This window comes from Streptomyces sp. NPDC043952 (genome assembly GCF_056435325.1).
Map to the genome: position 1 here is coordinate 136,537 of NZ_JBWKES010000019.1, position 12,314 is coordinate 148,850.

At 71.5% G+C, this 12,314-nt stretch carries 14 protein-coding genes; 7 read left to right on the forward strand and 7 right to left on the reverse strand.

The window, feature by feature from the left end:
* Nucleotides 1-23 precede the first annotated feature (23 nt).
* The 3 genes from AC069R_RS22410 to AC069R_RS22420 all read right to left on the reverse strand — a co-directional run bounded on the left by AC069R_RS22410 (nt 24) and on the right by AC069R_RS22420 (nt 3,106).
* Nucleotides 24-779 (reverse strand): transglycosylase SLT domain-containing protein, encoded by a 756-nt coding sequence (locus AC069R_RS22410; RefSeq protein ID WP_478768566.1) that lies wholly within the window; start codon nt 777-779, stop codon nt 24-26.
* A gap of 333 nt (nt 780-1,112) precedes the next feature.
* Entirely contained in the window at nt 1,113-2,414 is a 1,302-nt protein-coding gene (locus AC069R_RS22415) for an S-adenosylmethionine:tRNA ribosyltransferase-isomerase (protein WP_478768567.1), read from the reverse strand.
* Complete coding sequence (locus AC069R_RS22420; protein ID WP_478768568.1) at nt 2,411-3,106, reverse strand: SDR family NAD(P)-dependent oxidoreductase; 696 nt, start codon at nt 3,104-3,106, stop codon at nt 2,411-2,413. Before AC069R_RS22420 ends, AC069R_RS22415 begins: the two co-directional genes overlap by 4 nt.
* 248 nt (nt 3,107-3,354) lie before the next feature.
* Here AC069R_RS22420 and AC069R_RS22425 point away from each other — a divergent pair, with 248 nt between their 5' ends.
* From AC069R_RS22425 to AC069R_RS22435, 3 genes are all read left to right on the forward strand, one after another.
* Nucleotides 3,355-4,500: a GAF domain-containing sensor histidine kinase gene (locus AC069R_RS22425; RefSeq protein ID WP_478768569.1), complete on the forward strand. Its 1,146-nt coding sequence runs from the start codon at nt 3,355-3,357 to the stop codon at nt 4,498-4,500.
* The gene (locus AC069R_RS22430; RefSeq protein ID WP_478768570.1) at nt 4,493-5,134 is read left to right on the forward strand and encodes a response regulator; all 642 of its coding nucleotides are present in this window, start codon (nt 4,493-4,495) and stop codon (nt 5,132-5,134) included. The genes AC069R_RS22425 and AC069R_RS22430 overlap by 8 nt, the downstream gene beginning before the upstream one ends.
* Nucleotides 5,135-5,305: 171 nt before the next feature.
* On the forward strand, nt 5,306-5,545 hold the full coding sequence (locus tag AC069R_RS22435; protein WP_471067433.1) for a chaplin: 240 nt from the start codon (nt 5,306-5,308) through the stop codon (nt 5,543-5,545).
* A 157-nt stretch (nt 5,546-5,702) separates the two neighbouring features.
* Here AC069R_RS22435 and AC069R_RS22440 read toward each other — a convergent pair whose 3' ends face one another.
* Nucleotides 5,703-6,491, reverse strand: coding sequence for a hypothetical protein (locus tag AC069R_RS22440; protein ID WP_478768571.1), 789 nt, complete (start codon nt 6,489-6,491; stop codon nt 5,703-5,705).
* 150 nt (nt 6,492-6,641) lie between these two features.
* On the opposite strand from AC069R_RS22440, the gene AC069R_RS22445 reads away from it, so the two are divergent.
* The 3 genes from AC069R_RS22445 (at nt 6,642) to AC069R_RS22455 (ending at nt 9,042) form a co-directional block, all read left to right on the forward strand.
* Complete coding sequence (locus AC069R_RS22445) at nt 6,642-7,439, forward strand: ABC transporter ATP-binding protein (protein WP_478768572.1); 798 nt, start codon at nt 6,642-6,644, stop codon at nt 7,437-7,439.
* A gap of 112 nt (nt 7,440-7,551) precedes the next feature.
* On the forward strand, nt 7,552-7,983 hold the full coding sequence (locus tag AC069R_RS22450) for an NfeD family protein (protein ID WP_478768573.1): 432 nt from the start codon (nt 7,552-7,554) through the stop codon (nt 7,981-7,983).
* A gap of 87 nt (nt 7,984-8,070) precedes the next feature.
* A complete protein-coding gene (locus AC069R_RS22455) occupies nt 8,071-9,042 on the forward strand; it encodes an SPFH domain-containing protein (protein ID WP_478768574.1) in 972 nt (323 codons plus the stop codon).
* A gap of 111 nt (nt 9,043-9,153) precedes the next feature.
* On the opposite strand, the gene AC069R_RS22460 is transcribed toward AC069R_RS22455, so the two are convergent.
* From AC069R_RS22460 to AC069R_RS22470, 3 genes are all read right to left on the reverse strand, one after another.
* Complete coding sequence (locus AC069R_RS22460; protein ID WP_478768575.1) at nt 9,154-9,660, reverse strand: HNH endonuclease; 507 nt, start codon at nt 9,658-9,660, stop codon at nt 9,154-9,156.
* A 167-nt stretch (nt 9,661-9,827) separates the two neighbouring features.
* The gene (locus AC069R_RS22465) at nt 9,828-10,367 is read right to left on the reverse strand and encodes a YbhB/YbcL family Raf kinase inhibitor-like protein (RefSeq protein WP_478768576.1); all 540 of its coding nucleotides are present in this window, start codon (nt 10,365-10,367) and stop codon (nt 9,828-9,830) included.
* Nucleotides 10,368-10,410: 43 nt separating this feature from the next.
* Nucleotides 10,411-11,193 carry a sporulation protein gene (locus tag AC069R_RS22470; RefSeq protein WP_478768577.1) on the reverse strand — a complete coding sequence of 261 codons (783 nt, stop codon included), beginning with the start codon at nt 11,191-11,193 and terminating at the stop codon, nt 10,411-10,413.
* A gap of 112 nt (nt 11,194-11,305) precedes the next feature.
* On the opposite strand from AC069R_RS22470, the gene AC069R_RS22475 reads away from it, so the two are divergent.
* A complete protein-coding gene (locus tag AC069R_RS22475; RefSeq protein ID WP_478768578.1) occupies nt 11,306-11,956 on the forward strand; it encodes a DNA-3-methyladenine glycosylase in 651 nt (216 codons plus the stop codon).
* Nucleotides 11,957-12,314: the final 358 nt, after the last annotated feature.

Sequence of the window (12,314 nt, forward strand, 5' to 3'; positions counted from 1 at the left end):
TCTGTCAGAGGTCCGCGCCGACCTCAGTACGCGCTGTTGACGTTGTCCATCGAGCCATAGCGGTGGGCAGCGTAGTTGCAGGCGGCGGTGATGTTGGCGACCGGGTCGTAGATGTTCCACGAGGTACCGGGCACGTGGTACGCGTTGAAGGTGGGCTGGATCACCTGGAGCAGGCCCTTGGACGGGATGCCGTTGATCGCGTTGATGTCCCAGTTGTTGATGGCCATCGGGTTGCCCGAGGACTCACGCATGATGTTGCGGTACAGGCCGTTGTAGCTGCCCGGAATGCCCTTGGCGCGCATGATGTCCAGGGACTGTCGGATCCAGCCGTCGAGGTTGTTCGCGTAGGTCTTCGCGGCGACGGTCTGCATCTGCGGGCGCTGCACGGAACGGTTGGCGGCCTGCTTGGCGGCACGCTCCCGCGCGGCCTTCTTGGCGGCGGCGTCGGCGGCGGCCTTCTTCGCGGCGGCCTCGCTGCGCTGCTTGGCGGCGGCCTGGTCGGCCTTCTGCTGCGCGGCGATGGCGTCGAGCTTGACGCTCTGGGCGGCGGCGGGGTCGGTGACCGAGCCCTTGACGTCGGGCAGCGTGGCGTCCTGGGTGGCGACCTTCGCGACCTGCGCGGCGGTGGCCGGGGAACCGGTGGTGACGGTGTCCGCGTTGCCGGGGACGGCCGACAGGGCGATGGCGGCGGTGCCGAGAGCGGCGACACCGGCGACGGCGATCTTGTGCTGCTTGGTCAGGGCACGATTTCGAGCACGACTGAGGATGTTCTTGGGCATGGCGTTGGACCTCTTCGTTAGCGCGGAGGTCGCTCCTGCGTCCGCCGGGGGATCGGTTCCTCCCGCACAGAAGCCGCGGGCGGAAACCCACGGCGCTGAGCGACGGGAGCAATTCTTAGCGGCCGCAAAATGCCCTGGCAAAGGTGTGACGTACGAAGCCGGGTAGTGGATCAGGGAAGGGCAAAACGGGACAGATTGGACCATCTGTCCCGTTCGCAGCAGGGGGTATATCTCCTATGTCCGTTCGTACGTGATGTAGGCCCTATGTGCGGGCTCACAGGGAAGACAGATCAACCTCACGGGGAGTTGCCTTCGCAACGCATGCTGTGAGGTTCAGCGCGGAGTCTCCTCCCTCAGGAGGAGATGGACGTCCCCGAACTCGTGCCACAGGTAGAGCCCGCGCAGGGCCTCCTCGTACGCACGGTCGACCGCGGCCCGCCCGGCGACCGCCCGCAGCATCAGCAGATGCGAGGCATCCGGCTCGTGCAGCCCGGTCACCAGCCCGTCCACCACCCGCACCCCGCGCTCCGGCGTGACCACCAGATCCGTCCACCCCTCGCACGCCCGCACCACGCCGTCCGCCCCCGCGGCCGACTCCACCGCCCGTACGGCCGTCGTCCCCACCGCGATCACCCGGCCCGCCCCGGCCGCCGTCGCGTTGATCAGCCGCGCCGACGCCTCCGGCACCGCGAACCACTCCGGGTACGGCGGCTCGTGCGCCTGAGCCGACGCCACCCCCGTATGCAGGGTGATCCGCGCGAACCCCACCCCCCTGCGCACCAGCTCCGCCACCACCCGCTCGGTGAAGGGCCGCCCCGCGCTCGGCATCTCCGCGCTCCCCGCCCCGTCGGGGGAGGGCAGGGAGAACAGGGTCTGGTACGCCGACCGCGGCTGATCGCGCGTCGTATAGGAGTAGCGGATCGGCCGCCCGTGCCCCCGCAGCAGCCCCAGCACCGGCCCACCCTCCACCCGCGCCCACCACAACCGCTCCCCACGTCCACCCACCGGCGTCGGCTCCTCCACCGGAGCCCGTCCGCCCACCGGCCGCCGCTGCCCGCCCACCGGGGTCGGCTCCTCCACCGGCGTCGGCTCCTCCACCGGAGCCCGTCCGCCCACCGGCCGCCGCCGCCCGCCCACCGGGGCCGGCTCGCCCACCGGGGCCGGCTCCTCCACCGGCCGCCGCTGCCCGCCCACCGGCGTCGGCTCCTCCACCGGGGTCGGCCCGTCCAGCGGAGCCCGTCCGCCCACCGGCTCCTCCAACACCAACCGCATACCGTCCGCCAGCCCCACCACCGTTCCCGCGCGTGTACCCGCCCGCGCGCGTGTGGTGCCCCGGCCGTCCGGCTCGCGCAGTTCCACCGCCCAGCGGCCGTCGTCGCCGCGCGTCGAGAAGTGCACCACCACGGGCGCGCCCCCGATCCGGCCGTCCACCGCCGCGGCCAGGGTCGGTGAGGTGTTCACCACCAGCAGGTCCCCGGCCCGCAGCACCCCCGGCAGCTCGCGGAACGCGTGGTGCGCCACCCGCGTGCCGTGGGACACGAGGAGCCGTACGTCGTCCCGTGCCCGCCCCGGACCCCGCTGCTCGGCCGGCACCCGCGCCGACCGCTCCTCCGGTACCCGCACCACCGTGGTCACCGGCCCGCCCCGAGGGCCCCCGCCGCGTACCGCCCGCTCGCCGGCCGCTCGTCCAGCAGCCGCAGGAACGCCGGTACGACCGTGCCGGGCGCCGGCCGCGCGTCCGAGTCGTCCGGTACGGCCGCCGCGTACAGGTCGGTCGCCATCTCACCGGGATCCACCGCCCACACCCGCAGCCCCGGCTCCTCCACGGCGAGCACCGCCGCCAGCTGGTCCAGGGCAGCCTTCGAGGCGCCGTACCCGCCCCAGGTCCGGTACGCCTCCACCGCCGCGTCCGAGCTGACCGCGATCACCGTGCCCGCGGCCGACGCCCGCAGCAGCGGCAGCGCCTCCTGTACGAGGCCCAGCGCGGCGGTGACGTTCACCTCCAGGGCCCGCCGCAGCCCGTCGAGGGGCAGCCCGGCCAGCCGTACCAGCGGCTCCGCGCCGAGCGCGCTCGCGTTGCTCACCAGCAGATCGAGACCGCCCAGCGTCCGGGCGGCGGCCACCAGCGCGGCCCGGTGCCCGGCGTCCGTGACATCTCCGGGCAGCGCCGACACCCGGCCGCCGTACCGGCCGACCGCCGCCGCTGCACCGGCCAGCGCCTCCTCGCCCCGCGCGTCCAGCACCAGGTCCCAGCCGCGCCCGGCCAGCGCCTCGGCGAGCGCCCGCCCCAGCCCCTTCGAGGCACCCGTGATGATCCCTACCGGCATGACTACCGTCCCCTTCCTCGCGCACCGCCCCCTCGGAACTGACCCGAGCGGGGTCTGGTGCGTGCAGATGCAAGGCGGAGGAGTGAGTCGACGCGGAGCGTCGGCGAGTGACGACAACGCCGCAGATGTGCGTGCCAGACCCCGCGACCCAGACAAGATCCGAAAGAGAGGCCTCAAGGACCAGCGGACGGTGCCGGGCCGCCGGCGGCCCGATCCGCGCTGTCACACCCCGCCGGTACCGTGAGGACATGAGCCACCGCCCCCGGTCCGGCCTCGCCGCGGTGAGTTCCGCGTTGCTGGCCATGAGCAGGCATCTGGAGATGCGCGACGTCCTGAAGACGATCGTCGCCTCCGCCCGCGAACTCCTCGACGCGCAGTACGCCGCCCTCGGCGTCCCCGACGACCACGGCGGCTTCGCACAGTTCGTGGTGGACGGCGTCAGCGACGCCCAGTGGAAGGCGATCGGCCCGCTGCCCCGCCAGCACGGCATCCTCGCCGCGATGCTGCACGAGGCCCGCCCCGTACGCCTCGCCGATGTGCGCAAGGACCCCCGCTTCGAGGGCTGGCCGGACGCCCACCCCGACCTCGTCGACTTCCTCGGGCTGCCCATCCGCGACGGCGACGAGACCATCGGTGCGCTGTTCCTCGCGAACAAGAACTGCGTCAGAGAAGAAGGCAGTTGCGGCTTCACCCAGGAGGATGAGGAGCTGCTCGCCCTCCTCGCCCAGCACGCCGCGATCGCCCTCACCAACGCCCGCCTCTACGAGCGCAGCCGCGAACTCACCATCGCCGAGGAGCGCTCCCGCCTCGCCCATGAACTCCACGACGCGGTCAGCCAGAAGCTGTTCTCGCTGCGCCTGACCGCCCAGGCCGCCGCCGCCCTCGTCGACCGCGACCCGGCCCGTGCCAAGGACGAACTCCACCAGGTCGCCGCGCTCGCCGCCGAGGCCGCCGACGAACTGCGCGCCGCCGTCGTGGAGTTGCGGCCCGCCGCGCTGGACGAGGACGGACTGATCGCCACCCTGCGCACCCAGATCCAGGTCCTCGACCGCGCCCACACCGCCCGCGTCACCTTCACCGGCACCGGCTACCGCGCACTGCCCGCCGCCCAGGAGGAGGCCGTGCTCCGGGTCGCCCAGGAGGCCCTGCACAACGCGCTGCGCCACGCGGACGCGGACCACGTCGACGTGCGCGTGGAGCGGCGCGGCCCCGGAGCGGTGCTGCGGGTCAGCGACGACGGCGGCGGCTTCGACCCGGCCGCGGTGGGCCGCGCCGGGCGGCACCTCGGACTGGTCTCGATGCGGGACCGGGCCAGCGGGGTCGGCGGCACCCTGACCGTGGAATCGGCGCCCGGCAAGGGCACCACGATCGAGATGGAGGTTCCCGGTGGCTGAGCCCATCAAGGTGCTGCTCGTCGACGACCACCAGGTCGTCCGCCGGGGCCTGCGCACCTTCCTGGAGGTGCAGGAGGACATAGCCGTCGTCGGCGAGGCCGCCGACGGCGCGGAGGGAGTGGCCCGCGCCGAGGAACTGCGGCCGGACGTCGTCCTCATGGACGTCAAGATGCCGGGCATGGACGGCATCGACGCCCTGCGCAGACTGCGCGAACTCGGCAACCCCGCGCGGGTGCTGATCGTCACCAGCTTCACCGAGCAGCGCACGGTCGTACCGGCCCTGCGCGCGGGCGCCGCCGGATACGTCTACAAGGACGTGGACCCCGACGCCCTGGCCGGCGCCATCCGCTCCGTGCACGCCGGGCACATCCTGCTCCAGCCCGAGGTGGCGGGCGCGCTGCTGTCCCAGGAGGAGGCCAACTCCGGTCAGGGCCGGGGCAATTCGCTCACCGAACGGGAGCGCGAGGTGCTCGGCCTGATCGCGGACGGCCGCTCCAACCGGGAGATCGCCCGTGCGCTGGTCCTGTCGGAGAAGACCGTCAAGACGCACGTCTCCAACATCCTGATGAAGCTCGACCTCGCCGACCGCACACAGGCCGCGCTGTGGGCCGTACGGCACGGAGTGGCCGGCTGAAACGCCCGTACGGACGCCGAACCCCGGTTCCCCCCAGACGCCCCGTTGCGGACTGAGATTCATACCGTCGTGGGAATGTCACCCGGATGGCGCATCCCCCGGCGATCTCCGCCGTTCTCCAGTGCGTGCCACGGAGAACCGCCGTGGTGAACGTCCAAGAGGGGTTTGAAAGTGAAGAACCTGAAGAAGGCAGCGGCCGTGACGATGGTGGCCGGTGGCCTGCTGGCCGCCGGTGCCGGCCTGGCCTCCGCCCAGAGCGAGGCGGGCGGCGCGGCCGTGAACTCCCCGGGCGTCGTCTCGGGCAACGCCATCCAGGCGCCGGTCCACGTCCCGGTGAACGTGACCGGCGACAGCGTCGACGTCATCGGCGTGCTGAACCCGGCCTTCGGCAACACCGGCCTCAACCACTGAGGCATCCCGATCGCGGCTCGGGCCCCCCGGAACCACCGGGGGGCCCGTCCCATTGCCCGCGCTCCCGTCCCTCCGCCGGGCCCCGCCGATCAGCGCCCTCAGTTGTCCGCGCCCTGCCTCGCCGCCGGGCCCCTGGCTCGCCGCCCGGCCCCGCAGGTCAGCGCGCCCCCCGCTCCCGCTCCTCCACCATCGAGTTGTACGCCGCCACCTGCGCCCGCCGGGCCGTCCGCTCCACCGGGCGCAGCGCCTCGGTGCGCGCCGCCATCTCCGAGGCGGTCACCGCGGCACCGTGGCCATGGTCGTGCGCGAGGGAGATCAGCAGGGCGATCCGCTGCGCCAGCTCCAGCACGCGGGCCGCGCGGGGCGGATAGCCAGGCGCCAGCACCTCGCGGCCGGCCTCCGCCCGCGCCCGGTACGCGTCGATCGCCGCCTCGGCCACCGGACCGGAGGCGGCCACGTCGAGCCGGGCGAGCATCGCCGTCGCGTCGCGCAGGGCCTCCGCCAGCTCACGCTCCGCCTCGCCCAGGGACGGCACGTCCGCGGGCGGCGCCTCGCGGACCGGCAGGGCGTGCCAGACCACCTCGACATGCACATCACCCGCGGGCCCGGCCTCGTAGACCTCCGGCACCAGCCCGAACGCGGTGCCGAAGCAGACCGCCGCCTCCTGCGCCTCCAGCGCCCGCGCGTTGAACTCCGGCGGTCCGCTCAGCCCCAGCGGATGACCGGGCGCCGGCAGCGCCACCCGCAGCCCCGTCGCGCCCAGCGTCCGCAGCCGCCCCAGCGCGAGCGTGAGACCCACCGGCGCGGCCTCGCCGGGCAGCCCCGCCACCCGGTGGACCGTGTCCTCACCCACAATGGCGAGCGCTGCGTCATCCGGAGAGACAAGTCCGGCCAAAAGGGCATTTCCCCATGCGGCAAGGCGTCCTGAACGCGGTTCCGTGAGCATGCCCCCACCCTAAGGACCGGACCGATGGAATGGACCGGCGCACTGGTGGCGTAGATTTCATAGGGGCCGTGCCCACCGGCGCGGCGGACCGCGCCACAGGCGTACGCGACAGCCGAGACCGGCCACACTGCAAGGGGAGACAACGCGCTCATGAGCGATGTTCTGGAGCTTCAGGACGTATCCGTGGTCCGCGAGGGCCGGGCTCTGGTGGACCAGGTCTCCTGGTCGGTGAAGGAGGGCGAACGCTGGGTCATCCTCGGCCCCAACGGCGCCGGCAAGACCACCCTCCTGAACGTCGCCTCCAGCTACCTGTACCCCACCAAGGGCTCCGTCACCATCCTCGGCGAGACCCTGGGCAAGCCCGGCACCGACGTCTTCGAGCTGCGCCCCCGCGTCGGCGTGGCCGGCATCGCCCTCGCCGAGAAGCTCCCCAAGCGCCAGACGGTCCTCCAGACGGTCCTCACCGCCGCCTACGGCATGACCGCCGCCTGGAAGGAGGAGTACGAGGACGTGGACGAGCAGCGCGCCCGCGCCTTCCTCGACCGCCTCGGCATGAGCGACTACCTCGACCGCCGCTTCGGCACCCTCTCCGAGGGCGAGCGCAAGCGCACCCTCATCGCCCGCGCCCTGATGAGCGACCCCGAGCTGCTGCTCCTTGACGAGCCCGCCGCCGGCCTCGACCTCGGCGGCCGCGAGGACCTGGTCCGCCGCCTCGGCCGGCTCGCCCGCGATCCCATCGCCCCCTCGATGATCATGGTCACCCACCACGTCGAGGAGATCGCCCCCGGCTTCTCCCACGTCCTGATGATCCGTCAGGGCAAGGTCCTCACCGCCGGCCCGATCGAGCTGGAGCTGACCTCCCGCAACCTCTCCCGCTGCTTCGGCCTCCCGCTCGTGGTCGAGCAGGTCGGCGACCGCTGGACGGCCCACGGCCTGCCGCTGTCCTGACCCGGCGGCCCCGGCCGGCCGCCGCCCCACCCCCGCCCGGCCCCCCGCGCAAACCCGCCGGGTCCCTCAACGCGCCCTGTCCGCCGCCCGATCGTGGCCCTACGATGACCACGTGAACGACATCGACGCATGGGTGTGGTGGCTCGTCGGCGCGGCCGCGCTCGGAATCCCGCTCGTCGTCACCGCCATGCCCGAGTTCGGCATGTTCGCGGTGGGAGCCGTCGCGGCCGCGGTCGTTGCGGCCCTCGGCTTCGGCGTCGTCGTCCAGGTGATCGCGTTCCTCGTCGTCTCCGTCGCGCTCATCGCCGTCGTACGGCCCATCGCGAACCGGCACAGCAGGCAGCGCCCGCAGTTCGCCAGCGGCGTCGAGGCGTTGAAGGGCAAGCAGGCCGTCGTACTCGAACGGGTCGACGGTTCCGGCGGCCGCGTCAAGCTCGCCGGGGAGATCTGGTCGGCCCGCGCCCTGGACACCGACCGGGCCTACGAGGCGGGCCAGGAGGTGGACGTCGTGGACATCGAAGGAGCCACCGCGATCGTCATCTGAGCCATCCTGCCCCCGAGTTGGGCCGGAGTCTGTCAGACTCGACGGGCAAGATCCTTTGAACAGGCGGAGAGGGGTACGGGGAACACGATGGAACCGGTCATCATCGTCCTGATCATTCTGGTGGTGTTGGTCTTCATCGCCCTGATCAAGACCATCCAGGTCATCCCACAGGCCAGCGCGGCCATCGTCGAGCGCTTCGGCCGCTACACGCGGACCCTGAACGCGGGCCTGAACATCGTCGTCCCGTTCATAGACACCATCCGCAACCGCATCGACCTGCGCGAACAGGTCGTACCGTTCCCGCCCCAGCCGGTGATCACCCAGGACAACCTGGTCGTCAACATCGACACCGTCATCTACTACCAGGTGACCGACGCCCGCGCGGCCACCTACGAGGTAGCCAGCTACATCCAGGCGATCGAGCAGCTCACCGTCACCACGCTGCGCAACATCATCGGCGGCATGGACCTGGAGCGCACCCTGACCTCCCGCGAGGAGATCAACGCCGCCCTGCGCGGCGTCCTGGACGAGGCCACGGGCAAGTGGGGCATCCGCGTCAACCGCGTGGAACTGAAGGCCATCGAGCCGCCCACCTCCATCCAGGACTCGATGGAGAAGCAGATGCGCGCCGACCGTGACAAGCGCGCCGCGATCCTCACCGCGGAGGGCACCCGGCAGGCCGCGATCCTCACGGCCGAGGGCGAGAAGCAGTCCCAGATCCTGCGCGCCGAGGGCGAGGCCAAGGCCGCCGCGCTGCGCGCCGAGGGCGAGGCCCAGGCCGTGCGCACGGTCTTCGAGGCGATCCACGCCGGCGACCCGGACCAGAAGCTGCTGTCCTACCAGTACCTCCAGATGCTTCCGAAGATCGCCGAGGGCGACGCCAACAAGCTCTGGATCGTCCCCAGCGAGATCGGCGACGCCCTCAAGGGCCTCTCCGGCGCCATGGGCAACTTCGGCCCCCTGGGCGGCGGCGGCAACGGCGGCAACAGCGGCGCCACCCTCCCCGCCCAGAACAAGGGCCCCGCGACGGAACGCCGCGAAAAGCCGAGCATCGACTGAGGGCCACTTTCCGACGCAGGGTTCCTCCCGCGCCCCTCCGGGGGCGCGGGGAACTGCGCGATCAACCCAACGTCAACCCGCACCCGCCAGCAGACAGAACCGGGCAGACGCTCAGGCCGCATCCCTGGCGAGCCACTCGGGAAGCCCGTCCAAGTCGTCCTGCCGCAAAGCCAAGAGCATCGCATCGGCCGGCGTCGGCTCGAACGGCGCCCGCAACAACGTCATCCCCGCCTCCTCCGGCGTCCGGTCCGCTTTGCGGTGATTGTCCTCCGCACACGCCGCCACCGTATTCAGCCACGTGTCCTGCCCGCCCTGCGCCCGCGGCACCACATGGTCCACCGTCGTCGCCCGGCGCCCGCAGTACACGCACCGGTGCCGGTCCCGCACCAGCACCCCCCGCCGTGACCACGGGGCTTGTCTTCGGAACGGCACCCGTACATATCTGCACAGCCTGATCACCCGAGGCGCGGGTATGTCCACATCGGCTCCGCGCATCCGCAGCTCGGGATGGGCCTGCTCGACCACCGCCTTGTCCTGGAGCACCAGGACCACGGCTCGGTTCAGAGTCACCGTAGACAGCGGCTCGAAGCTCGCGTTCAGCACCAGCGTGTCCCGCATCCAGCCCACCTCCCGTGCGCACCTGCCCACCCCCCGGCGGGCTCGGATCAACTCTGGACGGGCGCGCCGAGATGGACAACGCAATAAAAAATGCCCGCCCCCGATCACTTCCAAGACCGGAGGCGGGCAAACGTTCAATGAACGCTTGGCTGAAAGGAGACGGGGACTCAGCCCTGCTCCGTGTTCTCGTACTCGCCGATGAGCTGCGCCCGCGCGATCGTGTGGAACCGCAGGTTGAACCCCACGAAGGCGGGCGAGGCGTCCGCGTCCGGACCCAGCTTCTCCTGGTCCACCGCGTACACCGTGAACACATAACGGTGCGGGCCGTCGCCGGGCGGCGGCGCGGCGCCGCCGAAGTCCCGCGTCCCGTAGTCGTTGCGCGCGTGCACGGCGCCCTCCGGCAGGCCTTCGAACGAGCCGCTCCCCGCACCCGCGGGCAGCTCCGTCACCGAGGCCGGAATGTCGAACAGGACCCAGTGCCAGAACCCGCTGCCGGTCGGCGCGTCCGGGTCGTAGCAGGTCACGGCGAAGCTCTTGGTCTCCGGCGGGAAGCCCTCCCACCGCAGGTGAGGCGAGGTGTTCCCGTCCGCGTAGACCTGAGCGCCCTTCAGCGTGGCGCCCTCCTCGACGTCCGTGCTGGTCACCGTGAACGACGGCACCGGCGGGTGGAAGTCATGGGGGAGCGGTCGCCTCTTGAGCTCGGTCACCTTGGTACCTCCTGATCGGTGTTCCGGAAAGAACAGGGCGAGCCTAGAACCAGTTGCGCCGGCTGCCGACCTCGGACAGCCACTGGTTCAGGTACGCCGCCCAATCGGTCCCCTGCCAGTCGTGGTGGCCCACCTGGAAGGAGCGGTAGGTGTCGGAGCCCTCGCTGAACAGGCCCGCCTTCTTGTCCATCTCCAGGACGACGTCCATGGCGTGCTCGTCGGCCACGAAGCTCAGCTCGACCTGGTTCAGACCCCGGTACTGCGACGGCGGGTAGAACTCGATCTCCTGGTAGAACGGCAGCCGCTGCCGGGTACCCCGGATGTGCCCGCGCTCCATGTCGGCGTTCTTGAAACGGAAGCCCAGCTCGATGAACGCGTCGAGGATCGCCTGCTGTGCCGGCAGCGGGTGCACGTTGACCGGGTCGAGGTCGCCGGAGTCGACGGCGCGGGCGATCGCCAGCTCGGTCGTCACCCCGATGTGCATTCCGCGCAGCTCCTGGCCGTCGATCATCGTCACCGGCGTCTCCCAGGGGACCTCCAGACCGAATGGCACCGCGTGCACGGCACCGGCCTGAAGCTCGAAGGCGCCGCCGAGCCGCACCTTGGCGAACTCGATGTCCTGCTTGTACTCCTCGTCGCCGCGCTCGACCTCGACCCGTGCCTGGAGGCCGACGGACAGCCCCTCGACGGCCTGGTTCACGGAACCGCCCTGGATCCGCACCTCGCCCTGGACCACGCCACCCGGTACGACATTCACCTCGGTCAGCACCGTCTCGACCGAGGCACCGCCGGCTCCGAGGCTCGCGAGCAGCTTCTTGAACGCCATTGACTCTCCCTTTACGTACGGACCTCGCCCCTACAAACGCGATCAGCCCCTCAGCCGGTTCCGCTCGGCCGTGCCCCGAACGGGCCACCCCGGTGCACTACCCTCGGAGGGCATGATCGCGCCCCCGGACCGTAAGCCACTGCCCAGGAACTTCTTCGACCGCCCGGTCCTCGAGGTCGCCCCCGACCTCCTCGGCCGCATCCTGGTCCGCACGACACCCGACGGCCCGATCTCGGTACGCCTCACCGAAGTCGAGGCGTACGACGGCCCGAACGACCCCGGCTCCCACGCCTACCGCGGCCGCACCGCACGCAACGCGGTGATGTTCGGGGAACCCGGACATGTGTACGTCTACTTCACCTACGGCATGTGGCACTGCATGAACCTGGTCTGCGGTCCCGAGGGCAAGGCGAGCGCCGTCCTGCTGCGAGCCGGCGAGGTCGTCGAGGGCGCGGAGCTGGCCCGCAAGCGCCGGCCCTCCGCCCGCAACGACAAGGAACTGGCCAAGGGCCCGGCCCGGCTCGCCACCGCGCTGGAGGTCGACCGCGCGCTGGACGGCACGGACGCCTGCACCTCCGGCGAGTCTCCGCTGCGCATCCTGACCGGCACTCCCGTCCCCGCCGAACAGGTACGGAGCGGTCCGCGCACCGGGGTCGCCGGCGAGGGCGGCAACGGCGACATCCACCCCTGGCGCTACTGGGTGGCCGACGATCCGACGGTGAGCCCGTACCGCGCCCACGTCCCCCGGCGCAGGCGAAGTTGACTCGACCCCCGAAGGTGCGTAACGTATCCCAAGCCGCTGAACCGGGTACGGCGATCGCCAGCAGCCGGAGCGGCCAACCCACTACCTAGCCCAACCCCTTCACCGGGGTCGTTCTCGACGCGTTCGCGCGCCCGAATTCGAATCCGCGGGACTCGATTATGAGCCCCGCAGGGAATGAGCTAACGTAGTGAATGTCGAAAGGGCCGAGGCGAAAGCCGAAAGCCCCGAGGCAAATCCCGCCGACCGGGAATCAGAGCCGAAAGGATCTGATAGAGTCGGAAACACGAAGGGAAGCCCGGAGGAAAGCCCGAGAGGGTGAGTACGAAGGAAGCGACCGTTCCTTGAGAACTCAACAGCG

Bases quoted from the DNA above. Each gene is read 5' to 3' on its own strand.
- AC069R_RS22420 (WP_478768568.1), bottom strand. From the start codon at position 3,106: ATGCCGGTAGGGATCATCACGGGTGCCTCGAAGGGGCTGGGGCGGGCG.
- AC069R_RS22470 (WP_478768577.1), bottom strand. From the start codon at position 11,193: ATGGCGTTCAAGAAGCTGCTCGCGAGCCTCGGAGCCGGCGGTGCCTCG.
- AC069R_RS22410 (WP_478768566.1), bottom strand. From the start codon at position 779: ATGCCCAAGAACATCCTCAGTCGTGCTCGAAATCGTGCCCTGACCAAG.
- AC069R_RS22475 (WP_478768578.1), top strand. From the start codon at position 11,306: ATGATCGCGCCCCCGGACCGTAAGCCACTGCCCAGGAACTTCTTCGAC.
- AC069R_RS22455 (WP_478768574.1), top strand. From the start codon at position 8,071: ATGGAACCGGTCATCATCGTCCTGATCATTCTGGTGGTGTTGGTCTTC.
- AC069R_RS22425 (WP_478768569.1), top strand. From the start codon at position 3,355: ATGAGCCACCGCCCCCGGTCCGGCCTCGCCGCGGTGAGTTCCGCGTTG.
- AC069R_RS22440 (WP_478768571.1), bottom strand. From the start codon at position 6,491: ATGCTCACGGAACCGCGTTCAGGACGCCTTGCCGCATGGGGAAATGCC.
- AC069R_RS22445 (WP_478768572.1), top strand. From the start codon at position 6,642: ATGAGCGATGTTCTGGAGCTTCAGGACGTATCCGTGGTCCGCGAGGGC.
- AC069R_RS22460 (WP_478768575.1), bottom strand. From the start codon at position 9,660: ATGCGGGACACGCTGGTGCTGAACGCGAGCTTCGAGCCGCTGTCTACG.